20 protein-coding genes, 1 tRNA gene and 1 pseudogene are annotated in these 21,138 nt (G+C 63.9%); 18 read left to right on the top strand and 4 right to left on the bottom strand.

Annotation, left to right across the window (positions count from 1 at the left end; translation table 11 throughout):
- The first annotated feature begins 226 nt into the window (after positions 1-226).
- Together TVC13_RS12320 and TVC13_RS12315 are read left to right on the top strand one after the other, a co-directional pair.
- Positions 227-1,690, top strand: a complete 1,464-nt coding sequence (locus TVC13_RS12320) for a hypothetical protein (RefSeq protein WP_422401480.1) — start codon at positions 227-229, stop codon at positions 1,688-1,690.
- Between the two features lie 55 nt (positions 1,691-1,745).
- A complete protein-coding gene (locus tag TVC13_RS12315; RefSeq protein ID WP_422401479.1) occupies positions 1,746-2,624 on the top strand; it encodes a DNA adenine methylase in 879 nt (292 codons plus the stop codon).
- Between the two features lie 114 nt (positions 2,625-2,738).
- Here the strand turns inward: TVC13_RS12315 and TVC13_RS12310 are convergent, their stop codons facing one another.
- The gene (locus TVC13_RS12310) at positions 2,739-3,098 is read right to left on the bottom strand and encodes a hypothetical protein (protein ID WP_422401478.1); all 360 of its coding nucleotides are present in this window, start codon (positions 3,096-3,098) and stop codon (positions 2,739-2,741) included.
- Positions 3,099-3,215: 117 nt separating this feature from the next.
- On the opposite strand from TVC13_RS12310, the gene TVC13_RS12305 reads away from it, so the two are divergent.
- The 4 genes from TVC13_RS12305 to TVC13_RS12290 all read left to right on the top strand — a co-directional run bounded on the left by TVC13_RS12305 (position 3,216) and on the right by TVC13_RS12290 (position 6,374).
- The gene (locus tag TVC13_RS12305) at positions 3,216-3,575 is read left to right on the top strand and encodes a hypothetical protein (protein ID WP_422401477.1); all 360 of its coding nucleotides are present in this window, start codon (positions 3,216-3,218) and stop codon (positions 3,573-3,575) included.
- A gap of 144 nt (positions 3,576-3,719) precedes the next feature.
- Entirely contained in the window at positions 3,720-5,105 is a 1,386-nt protein-coding gene (locus TVC13_RS12300) for an FtsK/SpoIIIE domain-containing protein (protein ID WP_422401476.1), read from the top strand.
- Positions 5,098-5,289: a helix-turn-helix domain-containing protein gene (locus TVC13_RS12295; protein ID WP_422401475.1), complete on the top strand. Its 192-nt coding sequence runs from the start codon at positions 5,098-5,100 to the stop codon at positions 5,287-5,289. The genes TVC13_RS12300 and TVC13_RS12295 overlap by 8 nt, the downstream gene beginning before the upstream one ends.
- The gene (locus tag TVC13_RS12290; RefSeq protein ID WP_422401474.1) at positions 5,289-6,374 is read left to right on the top strand and encodes a tyrosine-type recombinase/integrase; all 1,086 of its coding nucleotides are present in this window, start codon (positions 5,289-5,291) and stop codon (positions 6,372-6,374) included. The genes TVC13_RS12295 and TVC13_RS12290 overlap by 1 nt, the downstream gene beginning before the upstream one ends.
- 6 nt (positions 6,375-6,380) lie before the next feature.
- On the opposite strand, the gene TVC13_RS12285 is transcribed toward TVC13_RS12290, so the two are convergent.
- Positions 6,381-6,453 (bottom strand) — tRNA-Ala (locus TVC13_RS12285).
- A 204-nt stretch (positions 6,454-6,657) separates the two neighbouring features.
- Here TVC13_RS12285 and TVC13_RS12280 point away from each other — a divergent pair.
- Positions 6,658-7,065: a four-helix bundle copper-binding protein gene (locus tag TVC13_RS12280; RefSeq protein WP_422401473.1), complete on the top strand. Its 408-nt coding sequence runs from the start codon at positions 6,658-6,660 to the stop codon at positions 7,063-7,065.
- A 533-nt stretch (positions 7,066-7,598) separates the two neighbouring features.
- Here TVC13_RS12280 and TVC13_RS12275 read toward each other — a convergent pair.
- Together TVC13_RS12275 and TVC13_RS12270 are read right to left on the bottom strand one after the other, a co-directional pair.
- Complete coding sequence (locus tag TVC13_RS12275) at positions 7,599-7,904, bottom strand: hypothetical protein (protein ID WP_422401472.1); 306 nt, start codon at positions 7,902-7,904, stop codon at positions 7,599-7,601.
- A complete protein-coding gene (locus tag TVC13_RS12270) occupies positions 7,901-8,419 on the bottom strand; it encodes a mycothiol transferase (protein WP_422401471.1) in 519 nt (172 codons plus the stop codon). Before TVC13_RS12270 ends, TVC13_RS12275 begins: the two co-directional genes overlap by 4 nt.
- A gap of 162 nt (positions 8,420-8,581) precedes the next feature.
- Between TVC13_RS12270 and TVC13_RS12265 the strand changes: the two genes are divergently transcribed.
- From TVC13_RS12265 to TVC13_RS12215, 11 genes and pseudogenes are all read left to right on the top strand, one after another.
- Positions 8,582-8,806: a hypothetical protein gene (locus TVC13_RS12265; protein WP_422401470.1), complete on the top strand. Its 225-nt coding sequence runs from the start codon at positions 8,582-8,584 to the stop codon at positions 8,804-8,806.
- Positions 8,807-8,899: 93 nt separating this feature from the next.
- Positions 8,900-9,838: a metal ABC transporter substrate-binding protein gene (locus TVC13_RS12260; RefSeq protein WP_422401469.1), complete on the top strand. Its 939-nt coding sequence runs from the start codon at positions 8,900-8,902 to the stop codon at positions 9,836-9,838.
- Positions 9,835-10,623, top strand: a complete 789-nt coding sequence (locus tag TVC13_RS12255; RefSeq protein WP_422401468.1) for a metal ABC transporter ATP-binding protein — start codon at positions 9,835-9,837, stop codon at positions 10,621-10,623. The genes TVC13_RS12260 and TVC13_RS12255 overlap by 4 nt, the downstream gene beginning before the upstream one ends.
- Complete coding sequence (locus tag TVC13_RS12250; protein ID WP_422401467.1) at positions 10,620-11,483, top strand: metal ABC transporter permease; 864 nt, start codon at positions 10,620-10,622, stop codon at positions 11,481-11,483. The genes TVC13_RS12255 and TVC13_RS12250 overlap by 4 nt, the downstream gene beginning before the upstream one ends.
- 15 nt (positions 11,484-11,498) lie before the next feature.
- Positions 11,499-12,212, top strand: a complete 714-nt coding sequence (locus TVC13_RS12245) for an IclR family transcriptional regulator (RefSeq protein ID WP_422401466.1) — start codon at positions 11,499-11,501, stop codon at positions 12,210-12,212.
- A 162-nt stretch (positions 12,213-12,374) separates the two neighbouring features.
- Entirely contained in the window at positions 12,375-14,318 is a 1,944-nt protein-coding gene (locus TVC13_RS12240; RefSeq protein ID WP_422401465.1) for a heavy metal translocating P-type ATPase, read from the top strand.
- A 299-nt stretch (positions 14,319-14,617) separates the two neighbouring features.
- Positions 14,618-17,539 carry an aminotransferase gene (locus tag TVC13_RS12235; protein ID WP_422401464.1) on the top strand — a complete coding sequence of 974 codons (2,922 nt, stop codon included), beginning with the start codon at positions 14,618-14,620 and terminating at the stop codon, positions 17,537-17,539.
- Positions 17,540-17,725: 186 nt separating this feature from the next.
- Positions 17,726-18,967 carry a M14 family zinc carboxypeptidase gene (locus TVC13_RS12230; protein WP_422401463.1) on the top strand — a complete coding sequence of 414 codons (1,242 nt, stop codon included), beginning with the start codon at positions 17,726-17,728 and terminating at the stop codon, positions 18,965-18,967.
- A gap of 199 nt (positions 18,968-19,166) precedes the next feature.
- The gene (locus tag TVC13_RS12225) at positions 19,167-19,571 is read left to right on the top strand and encodes a hypothetical protein (RefSeq protein ID WP_422401462.1); all 405 of its coding nucleotides are present in this window, start codon (positions 19,167-19,169) and stop codon (positions 19,569-19,571) included.
- A gap of 208 nt (positions 19,572-19,779) precedes the next feature.
- A pseudogene (locus TVC13_RS12220) lies at positions 19,780-20,313 on the top strand (DUF2254 family protein); the annotation flags it as partial.
- Positions 20,285-21,103: a DUF2254 family protein gene (locus tag TVC13_RS12215; protein WP_422401461.1), complete on the top strand. Its 819-nt coding sequence runs from the start codon at positions 20,285-20,287 to the stop codon at positions 21,101-21,103. The pseudogene TVC13_RS12220 and the gene TVC13_RS12215, both read left to right, overlap by 29 nt.
- Positions 21,104-21,138: the final 35 nt, after the last annotated feature.

Genomic DNA, 21,138 nt, shown 5'->3' with positions numbered 1-21,138 from the left:
GCGGGCCCGCCGCCCCCCCCCCCCCCACTTTAATCATGTATAGAAGAATTCGACAGACGACCGAAAAGGGACATGAAGCCGTCTCGGCAGTAAGCACCCGTTACCCGCCTTACGCGCCGAGGGGGAAATGCGCTGCCCGCGATGTACAGTAAATCGGTGATCATTTGATCACGTTTGGTGCTTTGTCCTGCATGCTCGACGGCGTGCATCTAACGGGGGAGGACAGATGGTCGAAAAGCTCACATTGTCGTGGAAGGATCTTCGCGATTTGGATCTAGATCCTGAAAACCCGCGCCACGAGCGGGGACTTTCGAGATCTGAAGTTATAGCGCAGTTCGTTAAAAGAGAGAACATCAAGCCTCTCGCCCGTGACATAGCGCGACACGGACTCAGTCCGCTCGAGCGCTTCGGCGCCATCAAAGATGCCGAGAACGAGTTGGTGGTCGTTGAAGGCAACAGACGCCTCTGCGCACTCATGCTTCTGCACGACCCATCATTGGCCCCGACGCCGGAAGAACGGCGGAGCTTCGAACGTCTCGGCAGGTATTTTGATCCTTCAGGCATCGAGATCGAACTCGAGGTGTTCGAGTCTCGTGAAGAGGCCAACATCTGGCTGGAGCGTAAACACCAGGGAGAGAACAATGGCCTCGGGACCCGTAGCTGGAACCCAGTTCAGCAAGCTCGCCACTTTGGTGACACCGGAAACACTCTCGCCCTAGCTCTAATCGACTACGCCGTTGAGAAAGGCCTCATCAGCCCTGATCCGGACGGCATCTTGACGACAGTCACACGGTTCATGTCAAACCCCTATGTTAGACGTCATGCCCTTCTAATTAGCACCGGGGCAAGCGATACGGAGTTTCGCTTCAGCGGAACCCGATCACTCTTTAACCGACGACTGCAACGATTGCTCACCGACATCACCGACGGCACCAACGGCGCTACCTCACGGACGACGGCCGCAGATCGTGAAAAGTATGCGAAAGAACGCCTTGTTCCAATGAGCGATGGTGATCTTGTGGAAGATGAGGACACCGACGACGTCACTGCCGTGCCGGCAGACCAGCCTACCCGCAACGCTGGCACCAGCAGCAATGGAAACACAGACAACGGTTCGGGCTCGACCCCCCCCGGAGAAGGCACTACCGATCCCGAAGCAGACGCCCGAAACACGTCAGGTGAAACCGGTAGCAGCGCACCGGCGCCCAACAGACGCAATAAGCTAGTGGATCCGGACGACTTTCATCCGAGCTTTCGAGACAACGGCCTACGCCGCATTCTCGGTGAGTTGCACCTCGTCACCAGAAGGACGCCTGCGCTTGCCACGGTTGGTGTGAGGATTTTTATTGAGGCTATAACGGTGTCCTACGTCGAGAATAGAATCGGACAGCAAGTTCAAGACCGCTTTAAGCTGCACGTCATAATGCATCAGGCTCTTGGCGACATCAAAACGAAAATCCAGCAGAATCTCCTGGATGCCTCCACCAAAGAAAAAGGTGCCATCCAGCTCCTACACAACCGCGTCACTGATCCGAGTTACCTTTTCAGCGCTGCTTATCTTGGCGCGGTGGCTCACGGCACCGCTTTCCCGCAATGGGAGCAGGTTACCGCAGCGTGGGATGAAATTGCTCCAGCACTGATGGTGCTATCCACCAATTGTGAAGCCCCCATCGAAGGGCGCGAAGACTGATTCCATTTAAATTTACTAACTATTATCGCGCGACATGAGACTAAGAATATAATCTATGCCAGTTACACCATCACCACTCCGATATCCGGGCGGAAAGGCCGCGCTATATGCGATGACCGAACAGCTGCTGCGTGAGAATCGGCTCAGGAAGCGCACATACGCTGAACCATTCGCCGGTGGTGCAGGGCTAGCTCTTCGCCTGCTCTACGAGGGAGTCGTACGACGCATTGTGTTGAACGATTTAGATCCTGGTATTTTTTCGTTCTGGAATTGCGTGCTAAAGGATCATGAGCGCTTCCTTGACGCTATGCGATCCACTCCTGTCACCGTCGAAGAATGGCTCTTCCAGCGGGACCTACACCGAGCCGCGGTCGAGCCCTCTTTCGAACTCGGCTTCGCGACCTTTTTTCTGAATCGCACGAACCGGTCTGGAGTCGTCAAAGGCGGCGTTATCGGTGGGCTCAATCAGGAAGGCGCCTACAAAATTGGGTGCCGATATAACGTCAATGACCTCACAGAAAAGATCCTGCGCATCGCCCGCTATCGCGACGATATTGAGCTCACGCGGCTAGATGGCGAAGTCTTCCTGAAGGAAATGGACAAGAGGGATAAGGTTCTCTTCTTTGTCGACCCCCCTTATTACCTCAAAGGATCCGGGCTGTACACCAACTTCTACGTCGCGGCTGATCATCAACGGCTAGCTGGAACAATCCACGATCTAGATAACCCCTGGATTCTTACTTATGACAACACACCAGAGATAACACGCCTCTATACGCACCATCGCCAACACACCTTCGATCTGAACTATTCTGCAGGGATTAAGCGGGTGGGGACCGAGCTCATGGTTACTAGCCCCGATTTTGTTCATTTCACGTCCCCTCGCCTAAGGGGGTCTGAGCCCACTCAAAGTGCGGACGCCGCCAACTTCTAACTTCTAACTTCTAACTTCTAACTTCTAACTTGCCACCATGCAGGCGTAGCCCTAGGTGACTTACTTCCTGCACTGATTCGTTTGGTGCTCAGCAGTTCTCGGAGGGGGATCAAATTACCCTCGGCGGTCAAGAGTCTTTATTTCCTGGATTTCAGCGACCCAAGTTCTAATTGTTGCGTGATTTGTCCGCATCATTTCGCCTGCTGCCCTCAGGCTGTAGCCTGCATCGATTAGCTGGCGGGCCAGCTCGACGTTCATGGCTTCAACGGCTTGCTGCAAGTCGTTCAGCGCATCTGCATGCGCTCGGAAATCCTGATGAATATACTCCTCCCCCACCCCCTCGTCGTCGGCTTGAATTCCTTGGCCGGGTTCCCGACTGAAAATGCGGCCGGCATGGGCGAGCGATGCCCTAAAGGACTCCCATACTGGTTGCTCGTCCGACCACGTCTGTACCCACGATTGCCTTCTAGCCATAGACCTAAACTACTTGCGGTTGTACATAACCACAACATGGTCTACGGTGGTTGTGTACAACCGCTTAGCGGTATGGTCGGTCACTGGTACACACCAGTCCACAACGAAGGGAGCCACATGGCTCAGTACAAGTTGGCAGATGGCGAGAAGTTCATTGCCATGTCGATGGGAATGCGCGATGCCGAGTCCATTCAGCAGCGCATGAACCGCGAGACCGGCGAAGTTAAGGTGGGTCCCACCGGAAAGCCCTCCTACGCTTCAGGGGTGGTGGCTATCCGTGCCGATGGTAGCGGTCAGGACCGAGGCGTAACTATCGCTGTCGAGGAGTACCGCGCGTACCCGATGGGGACAACCCTCCATACCGATGGCATTACCGTCATCACCCCGTACGTTGCAGACGGTGGACGACAGGGCCTCTCCGTCCTTTGTGAACGCCTCGTGCCGGTAAACGCATCCCCCGCAAAGGGTGACGCCTGATGATTCGCCAGGACGCCATACACGAGTTTGATCGCCCGCACACGAAGCCGTCGGGCATTGAGGCATCCATCATCAGGGGTTGTGGCTTGGGGGCCTTGAAAAATCGCCGTGCGTTACGGGAAATCTCCGTGAGGGAGGTACACAATGAGCTCCACTTCTAAACTTCAGCAGGCCTCATTGCTCGAGTGGATCATCAGCAGCTCGTTGAGTTTGCTGATGAAGTTGATCGGCTTTGCTTGGGTGACTATCACGTGGCTGACCGCGATCGCGGGCATCACGTTGTACTACCCGGATCCCTTGGCCATTGCCGCCCTGACGGCGATTTTGGTGGTGCTGGGGATTTGGTTCTTCCGGACACGTTCGCCCTTAGCTGGAGCCATGATTCCTGGGGTCTCCGAGACTCTTCGCATCCAGAAGCGGATGGCGGCGCGCCACGGCCAAGAATTGGCCGAACGCATGTCCTTGCTTAACCGTCATCAGCTTGATTCGGGGCTCGGTACGGCCCGGCGGCTACGCCATCCTCGTGCAAAGACCAGCAAGCCCATCGTGGTGGACGGGTGGAACTTGATTGCGCCCGGTGGCGACCGTAACCGGCTTCGTCGTCAAATCGAAGAGATGATGGATGTAGTTGGAGGCGTTGCCGTGGAGGTGACGGGGTCCAAGGGCGTTTACTCTGTGGTAATCCACCGAGTAAACCCGCCCAATCCCCTCGACGAGATTCGTGATTCCGCATCACCTAAAGGCAGTCTCCATCCGTTTAGGGTGGGCAGATTCCAGGACGGCACCGATGCATACGTTGACCTCCGCGATGCGTCCCATATAGCTATTCAGGGGATGAGCCGGTCGGGCAAGTCCGTCTTCTGCTACGGGCTCTTGAGCCAGCTTTCCAGACTGTCCGAAGTGCGCGTTATGGGTGTAGACCCGAACTCGATACTTCTGGCGCCTTGGAAACATCGGGCCCGAACTGGAGACATAGCCTTGGGCTCAGACCCTGCCACTGCTCTGGACGTTATCGACCGAGCGGTGAGTGTCATGTCCGAACGTTTCTCAGACCTCCTTCGAATGCGTGTTGAGAAGCTCGAAGACTTCACTCCTGATTCTCCGCTCGTTGTGGTTGTCCTCGAAGAGTTCCCCGCGATCATCCGCGCAGCGGAGATTCATGATTCATGCGTCAAGCCTGCCGAACGGCTCCTACCGCGCATCCGCGGGCAGATCAGCCGCCTCGTCTCGGAGGGAGCCAAAGTAGGGGTGCGGGTGATCATCGTTGTTCAACGCGCGGATGCGTCCATCATTGAAGGATTTACCCGCGCCCAGTTGGGGACTCGAATCACCTTTAGGGTGGACACCCCCGACGCTATCAAAATGCTTCACCCAGTGGTCGATCCGAACATGTCAGCCATCGTTCGGAGCTTTCAAGACGGTCGTTGCCTCTTTTGGAACCACGGGAGTGAAGACCTTATGCAAGCGGACTACACGGACTACACGACAACTTATCTGAACCGTGTTGAGGGAGGCCACAACGATGCCTGAAGCACTCATGACTTCGGCGGAAGTGGCGGACCTCCTCGGTGTTTCCAAGTCGACGCTCTCACGTTGGCGCACTCTGGGTGGTGGTCCCGTCGAGGTCGAGGATGCACTCGTGTGGTTGACGCCGACGACGCCGCGATACCGACGCCCACTCCTCATGTCGTTCCTCGTGGGGACTGCTGCGTAATGGCATACGTACGAAAGCTTTCTTCTGGGCGCTGGCAGGGAATCGCAAAGAGCGGCCGAGAGCGGCTCGGAACTAAGGTTTACGACCGGCGCGTGGATGCCATCGCATGGGCCGAACGGGTTGAGGCAACCGCTGCCGGGGGCGTCGATATTAGGGCGGGTCGAAGTACAGTCAAGAGCCTGTTATCCGAGTGGGTGGAGCTTCGCCACTCGACCGTGTCTCCCACGACTGCGATTACTGACTCCCAGCTTCTTCGCCTCGTTTCGCCTGCCTTGAAAGCACGCACTGTAGGGGCAGTTCGGGTCATAGACATTGAGAAATGGTTTCTTCACTTGCGGAAGTCGGGACAGTCCGATGCATCCATTAAGCGCTATCGAGCAAGCATCTCCAGCTTCTTTGCCTGGACCGTAAAGGAACACCGGCGACTGGATAATCCGGTCAAAAATGCCGTGTTGCCGACTCGACTGACACCGGCGAAAGAGATGCGCCCATTCACCGAAACGGAGTTTGAGGAAGTCGTGCAGTTAGTCCGCCAGAAATCAGAGCACTTGGCCAACGTTTTGCTTGTGTTGGGATGGACGGGATTACGTTGGGGTGAAGCACGAGCATTGCGTGTCCTGGATCTACAACGCGTCCCTAGCCCGGCTCTGAGGGTTGCCCGGTCGCAGACGGAAGGCCAAGCCATCAAGGTGACAAAAGGGCGGTCTGTGCGTCGGGTACCACTGCGGGACGCTCTCGTGCCAGTCGTTCTTCGCATGGCCGAAAACAAGCGCCCAACAGACTTTCTGTTTACGGGTCCCGACAACGGCCAATTGTGGGCGGCGGCATTCAAGCGTACGACCGGGTGGAGTGAGGTCAGCCAGGGCCGTCGTCTGCACGACTTGCGTCACACGGCTGCCTGCACATGGCTGAGTCGAGGTGTCGACCTGAGCACCGTCGCAGCATGGATGGGTCATGCCTCTGTAACGACAACAAATGGGTACCTGCATTACCTCGGCACCAGCGCCGACCGAGCGGGACTCGAACTGCTAAACAGCCCCCGGGGTGCATATGGGGCGCTTACGGTCGAGATCAACGACCGATGATCCTTGTGGAGCTTAGGGGAATCGAACCCCTGACCTTTTCATTGCGAACGAAACGCTCTACCAACTGAGCTAAAGCCCCATGCCTGTCCGGATAACCGGCCTTGTCAGGCTACGCCGATTCTATGCACCCGCCTAGTCCACGGGCAAAATGCCGGATCCTCCTTGAGCGCCTGCAGGCCCGCCGCTAGGCTCGCGGCAAGCGCGGCGGTTGAGGTCGGCACCCGTGAGCGGCGTCGCCGGGCTTCTTCTCCCACCCAGGTATTCCCCTCAGAAGGAGCACACCTTGAGCCTGATTCGAGACATGCTGACGTCCCACCCCGCAGGGAACTCGACCGTGGACATGGATGCCGTGGCCGCAGCCATCGAGGCCTGTTTCGACTGCGTCCAGACCTGCACCGCCTGCGCGGACGCATGTCTGGGCGAGGACATGCTCGGGGACATGGTCAGCTGTATCCGCACCGACCTTGACTGCGCCGAAATCTGCGGAGCCACCGGCAAGGTGCTGGCCCGCGCCGGCAAGGACTACGCGTCCGTTGCCGACCTGGTCCGGGCCTGTGCCGCCGCCTGCCACCGCTGCGCGGCCGAGTGCGAGCAGCACGCCGCGGCCCACGACCACTGCCGCATCTGTGCCGAGGCCTGCCACCGATGTGCGGCAGCCTGCGATGCGCTCCTGCTGACGATCGGGTCCTGAGCGCCGGGGGCGCGCACCGGGGGTGCGCCGGGGGCGCCTGGGTGGGGCTCACCGGTCCGGGGCCGACGACGGGTGCCGCGGGGTCTGCTGCGGCGGACTCTGCCGTTCACCTCGGCGGCTTCGGTTCACACCTCTTGGCCCGGATCGTGCCGTCTCACTGGCCGCGGAACCCTCCGGTTTGGGACATCCCTCCGGATCGGGACTCCGCCCTCGGCGGTTTCCCCGCAGCCTGGGACATCCCTCCGATTTGGGACTGCTTCCCAGGGCACATTCCCTCCGTTTGGGGACAATCCGTACGGTTTGGGACTTTCCTGCACGGCGCCGCGGCAGGGAAGTCCCCAAGTGGCAGGGAAGTCCCAAAACGGAGCAGACTCGACCGCCCAAGCCTGCCGACCCGCACAGCTGCAGGCCATCACGATCCCGCGACGCTAAAGCCGGCCGCACCGGCGCCCCAGTCCGGCGGCAGGTCCAGACCTAGCTTGGCCCCAGCCGCGCCCAGCAGGCACCACCACCCCCAGCCAGCCCCCGGCACCCTACTTCCGCGAGCGCATTCCCCGCGCCAGGACCCAGGCCAGCGGCGTCATGACCGCGATCAGCGCCACCGGGTTCGGCCGGAAGACCGCAGGGCTGCCATCCTTCGCGGCATAGACGCCCAGCGGCAGCACCACTCCGCCGCCCCCGCCTCCGCCATCGCCGTCGGCATCTCCCCCGCCGCCGAAGCCGGCCTGGACCAGCGCCACCGGCACCAGGGTCTCGGAGCCAACCTTCACAGGCTCGCCGTAGGCCCGCGTGACTGCCAGAGACTTGAAGGACTCGGACAGGCTCGCCACGATGTTCACGACGGTCCCCCGGCAGCCAGCATTCCCCGCACGTACGCAGCCTGGCCCACGTGTTCCAGGCAGTCGGCCAGCGAGCTGATCAGCCGTACCCCAAGGGTGACGGGCGGATCCCAGGACGTGTCCACCACCCGGTCCAGATCAGCCGCCGACAGGCCTGATACAAAGGCAATAGTCCGGGCACTCACGGCGTCGTAGTAGCCCTGAAGCACGTCCCCGGACTGCACCTGCACCTTGGCAACCTGTTCGGAGGTGTGCCCGTACCCGGTGTCCTCGGCGTCCAGCGGCAGGCCAACCCGGTCCACCCAGCCCTCGGCGGTCCACACCTGCTGGTGACCGGCGACGTCGGCGAGCTGGGCATCTTCCACCCGGGCAAGGTGCCAGATCAGCCAGGAGATCGAGTTGCCGTCAGGATACGGCCGGTGGTTCAGCTCGTTGGCACTCAGCCCGTGCACCACCCGCCGCACTGTGGAGGGAAGACGTCCGAACGCATCGACCAGCAAGTCACTTGATTCCATGGGAACTCCTCTGCAGGTCCAAAGTGGTTGCACGCCACTGTGCCAGTTCGTCGCAGCCGATAAAAGGGGAAGCACGACGCCGGACCGCCGGTTTACTGCGGACCGGAGAGTTTTTGCGGGAACCGGGGTTGCAGCGGCGCCCTCCGCTCCTAAACTGACCGGATGGAGTGGATCGACGAACGTCCCACTTGGCTGCCGCCCATCCCGCCCCCGCACCGCGGCCGGGCACGGATCGTTGCGGGGATCCTGCTCGTCAGCGCCGTGATGATCGCCGTGCTGGTTACCGCTTTTGTGGGCGGAACGATTTCCATGTACTTGTGGTGGCCGCTGGCCGGCGGACTGCTTCTGCTTGGCTCGGGCCTGCTGAGCCGCCGCCGGCTCCCCTAGCTCCCTCTTTCCACGCCGCCGATCCGTCGTAATGTGGAAAAGTTCGGCGTACCGAACTTGTTTAAACAGGATGCCGAACTTATTGTTTTCCGCATGACGACGACGTTGACTTCCAGCCTGCGCCGCCTGGCTCTACTGCCCGCCGCTGCCGCGCTCTTCGCCCTGTCCGCATGCTCAGGACCCGCCGACGCAGACAGTGCCGAGGACAAGCCCGTTGTCCTGACCACCTTCACCGTGCTGGCAGACATGGCCGCTAACGTGGCTGGCGAGCACCTGCAGGTCGAGTCCATCACCAAGGCCGGAGCCGAGATCCACGGCTACGAGCCCACCCCCGGGGACATCCGCAAAGCGTCGGGGGCAGATCTGATCCTGGACAACGGCATGAACCTCGAGGCCTGGTTCGAACAGTTCACCGCGGACCTGGACGTTCCCCGGGTGACAGTCAGCGACGGCGTGGAACCGGTCAACATCGCCGAGGACGCCTATAAAGGGCTGCCCAACCCGCATGCCTGGATGTCCCCACTGAACGCCCAGGTCTACGTGGACAACATGGCGGACGCTTTTGCCGAGCTGGATCCTGAAAACGCGGATGCCTTCCGCACCAATGCCGAGGCCTACAAGCAGGAACTGCAGGACGTCCAGGACCAGCTGGTCACCGAGCTCGGCGCGCTGCCGGAAAACCAGCGTGCACTGGTGACCTGCGAAGGGGCGTTCTCCTATCTGGCCCGCGACGCCGGGCTCACCGAGCGCTACATCTGGGCTGTGAACGCAGAACAGCAGGCCACCCCGCAGCAGATCGCCGCCACCATCGAATTCGTCAAGGACAACCAGGTCCCCGCCGTCTTCTGCGAGTCCACCGTCTCCGATGCCCCGATGCAGCAGGTGGTCGAGGCCACGGACACCGCGTTCGGCGGCGTCCTCTACGTCGATTCGCTCTCCGAAGCGGACGGCCCGGTGCCCACCTACCTCGACCTGATCCGCCACGACACCCAAACCATCATCGCCGCACTCACCGGGACCGGCGGACAGTGAGCACACCGGCACTGGAACTGGACTCCGTGACGGTGAAGTACGACGACGTCACGGCACTTGAGAACGTCAGCCTCACCGTCCAGCCGGGCCGGGTCTGCGGGCTGGTGGGCATGAACGGTTCCGGCAAGTCCACCCTGTTCAAGTCCCTTATGGGCCTGGTGAAGCCAGCCGCCGGAACGGTCCGGCTCAGTGGCCTGACTCCGGCGAAGGCACGCAAATCCGGTCTGGTCGCCTACGTTCCGCAGAGTGAGGACGTGGACTGGACCTTCCCGCTCAGCGTCCGCGACGTGGTGATGACCGGGCGCTACGGCCACATGGGCCCCACCCGCCGGCCCCGCACTGCAGACCGGGCCGCCGTCACCGAGGCCCTGGCCCGGGTGGAGCTGACCGACCTGGCGGACCGGCAAATCGGCCGCCTCTCCGGCGGGCAGAAAAAACGTGCCTTCGTCGCCCGCGGCATTGCCCAGGGCGCGTCCGTACTGCTGCTCGATGAGCCGTTCGCCGGCGTCGACAAGCGTTCAGAGGCAACCATCACCGCGCTGCTCCGGGAACTGGCGGCAGACGGCCGGACCATCCTCATCTCCACCCATGACCTGCATGCCCTCCCCCAGCTGGCCGACGAGGCGGTGCTTCTGATGCGCCGTGTCCTGGCGCACGGCGCACCGCAGGACGTCCTGCGGCCGGAGCAGCTGGCCCGCGCATTCGGCCTCAACGTGCTGGACGACGGCGCTCCCGTTCCGGCCGGGGCGCTGAATGCCGGGACGCCGAAAGCAGGCAACGCATGATTGAACTGCTCACCGACCCGCTGTCCTACGACTTTATGGTCCGTGCCATGGCCACAGCCGTGATCGCGTCCGTGGTGTGCGGAGTGCTGTCCTGCTGGCTGGTGCTGATCGGCTGGTCCCTGATGGGCGACGCCGTGTCCCACGCTGTGCTGCCCGGCGTCGTTCTGGCCTACGTGGTGGGTGCACCGTTCGCGCTGGGTGCGGTGATCTTCGGGTTCCTGGCCGTGGGCCTGATCGGCCTGGTCCGCGATACCAGCCGGATCAAGGAAGACGCGGCGATCGGGATCGTCTTCACCACGCTGTTCGCCGCCGGACTGGTGCTGATCTCCGTGACGCCGAGCCAGACGGACCTGAACCACATCATCTTCGGCAACCTGCTGGGTGTGAGCTCCGCGGATCTGGCGCAGGTCGCCGTCCTGGCCGTGCTGACTCTGGCCGTGCTGCTGTTCAAGCGCCGCGACTTCACCCTGTACGCGTTCGATCCCACCCAGGTCCACGCCGTCGGGCTTAATCCGCGGCTGCTCGGAGCCGCGCTGCTGGGGCTCCTGGCGCTCACCGCCGTCGTCGCCCTGCAGGCCGTGGGCGTGGTCCTGGTGGTCGCGATGCTGATCATCCCCGGCTCCACCGCCTACCTGCTCACCGACCGGTTCAGCCGGATGCTGCTGATCGCCCCGGCCCTCGCAGCCGGCTGCGCGGTGGCCGGCATCTACGCCAGCTACTACCTGGACACCGCCACGGGTCCCATGGTGGTGCTGGCGCAGGGCGCCGTTTTCACCCTCACGTATCTTTTCAGCCCACGTCAGGGCGTGGTTGGCCGTGCCGTCTCGGCCCGGCGGCGGCGCCGTACGGCAGCCGCCTGAGCCTATGATGGGCGCATGACTCCTGCGTCCAACGGCTCCGGCTCCCAGTCCCAGACCCTGTCCCGCGGGATCCAGGCGCTGGAGCTTCTGGCCGAATCGGAGACGCCGCTGACCATTGCTGAGCTCTCCGCGGGTTTGGGTGTGCACCGCTCCATTGCCTACCGGATCCTGCGCACGCTGGAGGCCCACTCGCTGGTGATGCGCGACGACGCCGGCCGGGTTTCGGCCGCACCCGGACTCGCCGCGCTGGCCCGCGGAGTCTCCCGCGACCTGCAGTCCGCCGCGCTCCCGGAGCTGACGGTACTGGCGAACGAACTGTCCATGACGGCGTTCATCGCTGTGTGGGACCAGCACGACTGCGTCACCCTGGTCGCCGTCGAACCCCGGCACAGCCGCACTGCACTGATCCAGCGGCCGGGCACCCGGCACTCCTTTACTGCGGGCGCCCCCGGCATCGCGATCCAGTCAGCGGTCTCCGAGGAGCACTGGAACCGGCTCGCTCCCGGGCAGCCGTACCGTGAAGAGGCGCGGCTGGCCCGCCGCCGCGGCTACGCGACCAGCCACAGCGAGGTGATCGACGGCGTCGGCTCCGTCGCCGTTCCGGTGCAGGTGCCCGGGCAGCTGCCGGCGTCCCTCTCGGTCGTGTACTTCGGCACCGGCAAGGACGACGCCGGAATCGGCGCCCGGCTGATCGAGAGCGTGCAGCAGATCGAGGCGCAGCTGCACTAGAAGCTGACTTCCGCTCCGGCTTGTCCGCCTCGCTCCGCTTTGTGACATTTGCTCCGCGGCGCGGCGGAGCGTTTACCCACAACGGAGCCATTCCGGCCCAATCCGGGTTAGGCAAGCTTTCTCTTGCTGGAAACCGGGACGGAAGGGGCCTAAAACGAAAGCATGGCCCTTAACCGTGTGTCCTTCCAGAAGGCAGTCCGGCACTACCCCGTAGTGGCTGCCACGGTAGTTGTGCTCGCCGTCGTCCTTATTCTGTGGGGCACCGGCGCCGCCGCTCCCGCGCAGTGGATCGCCAGCCTGTACACGCTCGGAATCGTAGGCATCACCGGCTACGGCATGGTGCAGGACATTCGGCGCGGGCACTACGGCCTGGACATCCTCGCCGTCATCGCCATGCTCGCCACGGTTGCCGTGGGCGAGTACATTGCGTCCCTGATTATCGTTCTGATGCTCTCCGGCGGCGAAGCGCTGGAGGACTACGCTGCCGGACGCGCCAAGGGCGAACTCGATGCCCTGCTGGACCGTGCCCCGCAGATCGCGCACCGGCTGCCCTCCGAGACGGACACGGGTGGCAATCCGGTCTCCGGAAAACCCGCGGCCGAACTGGCCGAAGACATTCCCGCCACGGAGGTGGCGGTGGGCGATATCCTGCTCGTCAAACCCTCCGAAGTGGTGCCCGTTGACGGCGTGCTGCTCTCCCCAGCCGCTGCCTTCGATGAGTCGTCCCTGACCGGTGAAGCAATTCCGGTCTCCCGCTCCGCAGGGGATGCGGTGATGAGCGGTTCGGTCAACGGCACACACGCGGTGCGCATCCAGGCCACCGCGACGACGGCGGACAGCCAGTACCAGCGCATCGTTGCCCTGGTGCAGGAGGCCTCGGAGTCCAAGGCTCCCGTGGTGCGGCTCGCGGACCGCTTCGCTGTTCCCTTCACCATCGTTTCCCTGCTGATCGCCGGCGTAGCCTGGGCCGTGTCCGGGGACCCGGTCCGGTTCGCGGAAGTGCTGGTGCTGGCCACACCCTGCCCGCTGCTGATCGCCGCTCCCGTAGCGTTTATGGGCGGCATGAGCCGCTCCGCCCGGCACGGCATCATCGTCAAGGGCGGAGCCACCCTGGAACAGCTCGCCGCCGCGAAGAGTGCCGCCTTCGACAAGACCGGCACCCTCACCTACGGCCGGCCCGAGCTGGTCTCGGTGAACCCGGTCAACGGTTTCACAGCCGATGAGCTGCTGGGACTCGCGGCCTCCGCGGAGCAGTACTCCTCCCACGTGCTGGCCGCTTCCGTGCTGGCTTCCGCCGAGGAGCGCGGCCTGGCCGTACAGCCCGCGGACACCGCCCAGGAAGTGGCGACCAACGGCGTCGAGGCCTCCATCGGCGGGCGGACCGTGCGCGTTGGCAAGCGCCGGTTCATCGAGGAAGTGGACGCCGCCACGCAGGCTGCGGACCTCAAACCGGGACAGATGGTGGTTTACCTCAGCGTGGACGGACGCTTCGCCGGCACCCTGATCCTCAGCGACACGGCACGTGAAAACGCCGCCGAGACTCTGGAACGCCTGCGCGGGCTGGGGATCCGCGAGACCGTGATGCTCACCGGCGACGGCCTGGCCACCGCCGAAAGCATGGGCCGTGCCGTCGGCATTACCGATGTGCGTGCCGAGCTGCTCCCAGAAGACAAGGTGAAGGCCGTGGCTTCGCTGCCGGTGCGGCCGGTGATCATGGTGGGCGACGGCGTCAACGACGCCCCGGTGCTGGCGGCTGCCGACGTCGGAATCGCCATGGGCGCCCGCGGCTCGACGGCGGCCAGCGAGTCCGCCGACGCCGTGATCGTCGCGGACGACATCTCCAAGGTCGCCACCGCCATGGACATCAGCAAGCGGACCATGCGGGTGGCGCTGGGCAGCATCTGGCTTGGCATCGCCCTGAGCGTGGTGCTAATGCTGGTGGCAGCTTTCGGCTACATTCCGGCTGTGGCCGGGGCGCTGACCCAGGAGCTTGTGGACCTGGCCACCATCCTCAACGCACTGCGTGCCCTCCACGGCAAGACTCTGTTCCGGCGGGCGGGCCAACCCGCTCCGGTGGCTTCAGCGCCGGTCCCCGGTTCCGTCTAGGCGGACTTTCCGCGGCCCAGTTATGCCGCAAACCCGGCGCCCGGCTGCCGGGATCCCCCCGCGCGCGCCCACCCTTCCCACGATCTGTGGCTGACGGGACGGATGAGGTCACATCAGTCAACAGGTGTCACGGAACGTGGGAAGCGCGGCCCGGCACGAGAGCCCTGGAACGATTCACCAGCCCGCGCCAGGCCGTTCCGGCGTCATAATCTCCGCATTCATTGAAGGCGCATTCAGGGGCCGAATACGATCGGGGCACCGTTTGAACACTCGCTTTCGCCATTGATCCGGGATGGAACATGTCTGCACTGATCGAGCCCGAGGGCCTGCCCCGCCCCGCTGTTACCGCTGACGACGCCGTCCGGCTGGCCGGGGAGATCTACGGCCTGGAGGTGTCCCGGGTCAAGGAGCTGGGCAGCCAGCAGGACCGGAACTTCCGGCTCACCGCCCCGGACGGCACCCGGCAGCTGCTCAAGATCAGCAACCCGGCGTTCACCCGCACGGAAATCGAAGCGCAGAACGCCGCCATGGAGCGGCTCGCCGCCGCCGGGTTTGCCACGCCCCTGCCGCAGCCGTCCGTCAACCGGGAACTGGTGGAAAACGCAGTGTTGGACGGGCGGGAACACTGTCTGCGGCTGCTGAGCTTTGTGGAAGGAACCCCGGTCATAGACCGGCCGCATCTGGGAGCGCCCCTGCGCGCTGCGCTCGGCGAGTGGCTGGGACGGACCAGTAAAGCGTTTGCCGGCTTTGAACATCCGGGCCTGGAACGCTCCCTGCAGTGGGACCTGCGGAACGGTGAAGACGTGGTGGCGGCACTGGTGCCCTTCGTCCGCGAGAAATGGAAACAGGCCCTGCTGCTGCAAACGCTCGAGCGGGTCGGCACCGCGCTAACCCCGCTGAAAGACCAGTTGCCGGTCCAGGCAGTGCACGGTGACATGACTGATGACAACGTGGTCTGCACCCCCGGCGTCGGCGGCGGTGTGGAACTGGCCGGGATCATCGACTTCAGCGACGCGATGTACAGCTGGCGGGTAGCCGAGCTGGCCATTGGATGCTCCGCCCTGCTCCACCACGATCCGGCGAACCCGCTCACCGTGCTGCCCATGGTCCAGGCGTTCCACGCGCACGCCCCGCTGTCCGACGCCGAGGTGCGGGCACTGTGGCCGCTGATCGTCCTGCGCGGGGCCGTGCTGGCGGTCAGCGGCGAGCACCAGGTCACCATCGACGCCGGCAACGACTACGCCTCCGACGCCCTGGACCGGGAATGGGCCATGTTCGAGGTCCCGGCCAGCTACGACTGGAACGCGGCGGAAGCCTCGATCCGCCAGGCACTGTGCCTCAGCGTTTCAGCTGAGCGCCACGCATCCGGTTGGCTGCCCCTGCTGCCCGAACTGGGCGAACCGGTCCGCGTGGAATTCGGCTGGGACAGCGAGGACTTCCATGACGGGTCCTGGCTGGACGGTCCAGCCGAGGAAAAGCGGATCATCGCCGAAGCCGCCGCCGGCCGCTCCCCCGTGGTGACCAGTTTCGGGGAAGCCCGCCTGACCCGCGCCGCCGCGAACACCGCGGACGAACCCGCGAACGTGGCCCTCGCCGCTGAGGTTCATGCCCCCGCACCGCTGGCCATCCACGCGCCGTTCGCCGGGACCCTGTCCGACGGCGGGAACGGGTCCTTCCGGCTGGAAGGCCGGGACGCCGCCGTCGTGCTCTCCGCCGCCACGTTGGACCTGGCCGACGGACCGGTGGAGGCCGGCGCCAGGATCGGAGTCACCGGCCCGGACGGGCTGACTGTCTGGCTGCAGATACCCGGCACTTATCCGGCGGCCGGGATGCCTCCGCGCTTTGTGAAGGCCAGCGAGTTCCCCGGTTACGCGGCCACGTTCCTGGATCCGGCGCCTCTGCTCGGCATTGATCCCGCAGAGTTGGGGGATGCCGGGGCGGAGGAGCTGCTGGAGCGCCGGACGAGCGCCTACGACGCCCTGCAGGCGCACTACTATCAGGCTCCGCCGCGGATCGAACGCGGCTGGAAAGAACACCTGATCAGCACCACCGGGCGGCACTACCTGGATATGGTCAACAACGTCACCGCACTGGGACACGGCCACCCCGAGGTCGCGGAGACCGCCGCTCGGCAGTGGCGGCGGCTGAACACGAACTCGCGGTTCCACTACGCCGCGGTCGCCGAACTGTCCGAGCGGCTGCTGGCCACGGTGCCGGACTCTTTCGACACGGTGCTGCTGGTCAACAGCGGTTCCGAGGCGGTGGAACTGGCGCTGCGGCTGGGCAAGGCTTTCACCGGCCGGGCAGACGTATTGTGTGTGCACGAGTCCTATCACGGCTGGTCGCTGGGCGCCGATGCCGTCTCCACCTCCGTCTCGGACAACCCGCGGGCGCTTGAAACCCGCCCGGACTGGGTGCATGTCGCGGACGCCCCGAACGCCTACCGCGGCCGGCACCGCGGCGGGGGCGCGGGCGCTGCCTACGCAGCCGACGTCGAGCTCCAACTGCAGCAGCTGCACGACGCCGGCACCCCGGCGGGCACGTTCATCGCCGAGCCGCGCAACGGCAACGCCGGCGCGATCGGCACCCCGCCCGGGTACCTGGAGCGGGTGTACACCGCGGTCCGTGCCCACGGCGGGGTGAACATCTGCGACGAGGTGCAGATGGGCTACGGCCGGCTGGGCCGGCACTTTTGGGGCTTTGAGGAGCACGGGGTGGTGCCGGACATCATCACCATGGCGAAGGCGATGGGCAACGGGCATCCGCTGGGTGCCGTGATCACACGCAGGGAGATCGCGGCTGCGCTGGCCGGTGAGGGCTCCTTCTTCTCCTCCGGCGGCGGCAGCACGCTCAGCAGCCGGATCGGGGTCACCGTGCTGGACATCATCGAGAAGGAGCAGCTGCAGGAAAATGCCGACGCCGTGGGGCAGGTGCTGGCCGACGGGTTCCGGGAGCTGATGGACCGGCATCCGCTGATCGGCGCGGTGCACGGCATGGGCCTGTACCAGGGTGTGGAGTTTGTCCGGGACCGGGAGACGCTGGAGCCGGCTGCCGAGGAGACCCGGGCGATCTGTGACCGCATGCTCGAACTCGGCGTGATCGTGCTGCCCACGGGCGACCGGCAGAACATCCTCAAGGTCAAACCGCCACTGTGCTTCACGGCGGAAAGTGCCCGGTTCTTCCTGGCCATGCTGGACCGGGTGCTGACCGAGGGCTGGTGAGGAAAGCGGAGCGAAATGCCCCTGCCCGGCACAAAAGGAACTGCAGTGGGTAATTCTATTGTTCGAAAAGGCTGTCGACCAGAGCTGAATTCGATAGTGGAATGAGTTATTCACCCGCCACTATCCGCGGAACGTATCCCGGGAAACGATTAGCCTGCCCCACTCACATAAGGCAGGAGTCTCACCTTGAAATTTCATCCTCGCACTTCTCGCAGATTATTCGGCGCCGTTGGTGCCGGAGCATTGCTCTGCACTCTTCTGGTCGCCGGCCCGGCGACGGCCGCCCCTCAGGTGGCCAAAGCGTCAGGCGAAGGTACCTGCAAGCTGTTTGATAACCCCTCCTTCAGCGGCTGGACCAGTCATGCGGAACTGGGTTCAGCCCTGGAGCGCATTGAGCGCACCAGCAAAGGAAAAGTCGAGGTCGACGTCGTTGGCCAGACCCAGCAGGGACGCGACATCTACACAGCGCGGGTAGGGACGGGAGACCGTGTCCTGCTGGTCCAAAGCGCCATCCACGGCAATGAACGGACCGGCACGGAAGCCCTGCTGGGAATCCTGAAGAAACTGGGGTCCAGCAATGATCCGGCAACCCGCCGCGCACTTGAGAATGTCACCTTGGTGGCAATGCCCATGGTGAACCCCGACGGCGGCGAACTGAACCGCCGCGCAAACGTCATCTCCTGGGACGAAATCGAGGAACGCCATCCGCAGCTGGAAGGGTCTCCCCGGGCCTGGTATCACAGCCTGCGGGGCGACGGCATCGAGCTCCCCGGTTTTGACCTGAACCGGGACTTCAACGCTGATCTGGATTATGTCCCCCAGCCGGAGGACCTTCCGGGAGATCCTCGTGACGCGGGATTCTTCCTCTCCCCCGAGTCCCAGACCATCCGCGATGTCTACGTTGACCTGCGGGAAGAGTTCGGCGAAGTCGACGCCGTCGTGGACCTGCACCACATGGGTCCGTGCAACTCACTGACCGGCGGAGCGCAGGACGGCAAGCAGATCTCCGTGGCACTTGATTACCCGCCGCTGGGAGTCAATGACGGCGCGGCCTACCAGCAGCAGTGGCCGCTGCTGGACCAGGACAAGTCCCGCCGCTACGCCCTGGCCGTTGCCGACGGTATCCGGGACAGTTACGGATCGCAGTCCCCGCTCGCCGCCGTCGGACGCTATTTCCATCCCGAGGACCGCGAATACGCCGGCCAGGGCAGGTCGGCCTTTGCTCTCAATGGTTCCGCCACTGTGCTGTTCGAAGTCCGCGGACAGTCGGATGACTTCGGTCAGAAGATGAAGGGCATGCTGGTCCAGTCTGTCCAGACGGGTCTGGAGTCACTGATCGACTCCATGGCCACCGGCGAAGTGGACACCCTCAACGGTGACGACTTCTTTGCCTATCCCGACTACGGCTGGGATACCTCCCAGGACTAGTCCCCTGCCTGACCGTTTTTGAATTCGCTCCGCTTTGTGCCACTTACTCCGGTTTGCCGGCACGTATTAGGCACAAAGCGGAGCGAACGTTTCATGAGCAAAAAACGCAATGTTGTAGGCTGACAATTCGTAAGGTCAACGTTGATCAGCCGCCGTCCCCCGGGACGTTTAGCTGGGCTGGAACGATCCGGGAGGCAATATGCGTACCAAAGTTCTGACCGCCGCGGGAATCTTGGCGCTGGCGCTTGCCGGCTGTTCCCAGGCCGCCCCTGCACCCGACACCAATGAGCCGAGCAGCTCTCCTTCCATCCCCGCGCAGGAGAAGTTCCTGGGCAGCACATCCGGAACTTCCAGCGGCGCCATAAAGGGAACCTTCGGGACCCACGGTGAAGTGGTGGCGACGTACCTGACCTGCTCGTCAGACGGTGAGCTTCTCATCCGCGTACTCGACTCAGAACCCGTGACCGTTCCCTGCGGCACCGCAGACAGCCCCACCCGCACAGTCTTCGGAGACCTTGTCGCGGGGCCGAAACTGAGTGTCGATGTGCAACCGGCCGGTGATCCGGTGGCCTATTCACTCGTCCTCACTGACGCCAAGAAGTAGCCCCTGCGGGCGCTCTCCGTCGAGGCGCAGCTGAACCGTTTCCTGACCGGACGGGCGGGCAACAAGATCCACTACGCTCCGCTCTTGGCTCGACGGCGCTGCCGGGCGTCACGAAGGGCTGGATATCCTGCTGTCGGGGCTGGCACAGAAACTCGACGCCGGTCCCCGCCGGGCAACGGCGTAACCGGTCAAGGAGGTCTCGAGCCGCATGGCACGTGGGAGAAAGTCTTTGCGGCTGCGCGCCGCAGCGATGCGTTACCGCTTCGCCGAGTCATTGTTCCTTTTTCCGGCATTGGTGATGCTCGCGGGCATAGCCCTTGCGATCGGCGCTGCTGCCCTTGACCGTGCGCTGGGCCACGATGCCCGGATCCCGCTGACCCTGGCCATGAGCAGCAATGCCGCCACCTGGCTGCTGGCCACGGTGGCCGGAGCCATGATCACCACGGTCGGCGTCGTCTTCTCCCTAACCGTAGTCAGCCTGCAGCTGGCCAGCGGCCAGTTCTCTCCGCGCGTGATGCGGTCCTTCATCCGGGACCGCCTGAGCCAGGGCGTGATCGGCCTTCTGGTGGGTACGTTCTTCTATTGCATCCTGATCCTGCCCAGCCTCAGCGGAGACCCTGCCGCTGACGCACCCCGGATTTCGCTGACACTTGCAGTCGTCCTTACCCTGGTCACCGTGGTGGGCATCATCGCCCACCTGGACCATCTCTCCCGTGGGCTTCAGGTCGGCAACCTGGCCCGCGCAATCGCCGGAAGGCGGTCGCGTGGCCGCGGAACTGGACAAGGCACCAACGGGTTTGCAGGCCGCGGATCCGCGGGATTTCCACCCGCCGGCAGATGCCGCCGTGATCTGCTGTCCCGTCAGCGGATGGGTCAGCCAGGTGGACAGTACCCGTCTTCTGGCTGCGGTTCCGCCGGGCACCACGGTTCGGTTGGAAACCCGCATCGGCGCGTATGTCCATGCGGATGAGCCCCTGCTGTCCGTATGGCCTGCGCCTTCCGGGGACAGCCGGCAGGAACTCGCGGGAGCGATCGAGGTGGCAGATGCGCGCACTATGCTGCAGGACGCGGATTTCGCGATCCGCCAGCTCGTGGACATCGGCCTGCGTGCGCTCAGCTCGGCCATCAACGACCCCACCACTGCTGTGGAAATCACGCTCCGCCTCGGAAGCCTTTTGCGCGGTATCCTCACTGCCCCGCTGGCACCGGAAGCCCTCCGGGACAGCGCCGGACGAGTCCTGGTGCAGCCATGGAACCTGGATCACGAGGAGTACGTCGACCACGCGTTCGACCAGCTGCGCCAGGCATGTCTGGACCAGCCCGAGGTTGCCGCAGCGCTGCTCCGGGTGCTGCGCATGCTCATCACCCATGTGAACGACGCGGGATGTCCCGAACGTTCAGCGCCGCTGCACCGGCAAATGAACCTGCTCCTTGACTCGCTCCGGAAGCACCCGGGGCTGCACCCTGAGGACCTCCGCCGGCTGGAATCGCTGTCCGCAGATGAGACGGACCCGGCCGACCACAGCCGGTAACCCCGCACGGTGGGGGCTGCCGGCTGCAGCCGGCC

The organism is Arthrobacter sp. 3Tela_A, from assembly GCF_049311025.1.
Taxonomy (GTDB): Bacteria; Actinomycetota; Actinomycetes; order Actinomycetales; family Micrococcaceae; genus Arthrobacter_B.
The sequence above is the reverse complement of the archived record's forward strand: the minus strand, read 5'-3'. Positions and strand labels throughout refer to the sequence as shown.

Bases quoted from the DNA above. Each gene is read 5' to 3' on its own strand.
- TVC13_RS12320 (WP_422401480.1), top strand. From the start codon at position 227: ATGGTCGAAAAGCTCACATTGTCGTGGAAGGATCTTCGCGATTTGGAT.
- TVC13_RS12315 (WP_422401479.1), top strand. From the start codon at position 1,746: ATGCCAGTTACACCATCACCACTCCGATATCCGGGCGGAAAGGCCGCG.
- TVC13_RS12310 (WP_422401478.1), bottom strand. From the start codon at position 3,098: ATGGCTAGAAGGCAATCGTGGGTACAGACGTGGTCGGACGAGCAACCA.
- TVC13_RS12305 (WP_422401477.1), top strand. From the start codon at position 3,216: ATGGCTCAGTACAAGTTGGCAGATGGCGAGAAGTTCATTGCCATGTCG.
- TVC13_RS12300 (WP_422401476.1), top strand. From the start codon at position 3,720: ATGAGCTCCACTTCTAAACTTCAGCAGGCCTCATTGCTCGAGTGGATC.
- TVC13_RS12295 (WP_422401475.1), top strand. From the start codon at position 5,098: ATGCCTGAAGCACTCATGACTTCGGCGGAAGTGGCGGACCTCCTCGGT.
- TVC13_RS12290 (WP_422401474.1), top strand. From the start codon at position 5,289: ATGGCATACGTACGAAAGCTTTCTTCTGGGCGCTGGCAGGGAATCGCA.
- TVC13_RS12270 (WP_422401471.1), bottom strand. From the start codon at position 8,419: ATGGAATCAAGTGACTTGCTGGTCGATGCGTTCGGACGTCTTCCCTCC.
- TVC13_RS12265 (WP_422401470.1), top strand. From the start codon at position 8,582: ATGGAGTGGATCGACGAACGTCCCACTTGGCTGCCGCCCATCCCGCCC.
- TVC13_RS12260 (WP_422401469.1), top strand. From the start codon at position 8,900: ATGACGACGACGTTGACTTCCAGCCTGCGCCGCCTGGCTCTACTGCCC.
- TVC13_RS12250 (WP_422401467.1), top strand. From the start codon at position 10,620: ATGATTGAACTGCTCACCGACCCGCTGTCCTACGACTTTATGGTCCGT.
- TVC13_RS12245 (WP_422401466.1), top strand. From the start codon at position 11,499: ATGACTCCTGCGTCCAACGGCTCCGGCTCCCAGTCCCAGACCCTGTCC.
- TVC13_RS12240 (WP_422401465.1), top strand. From the start codon at position 12,375: ATGGCCCTTAACCGTGTGTCCTTCCAGAAGGCAGTCCGGCACTACCCC.
- TVC13_RS12235 (WP_422401464.1), top strand. From the start codon at position 14,618: ATGTCTGCACTGATCGAGCCCGAGGGCCTGCCCCGCCCCGCTGTTACC.
- TVC13_RS12225 (WP_422401462.1), top strand. From the start codon at position 19,167: ATGCGTACCAAAGTTCTGACCGCCGCGGGAATCTTGGCGCTGGCGCTT.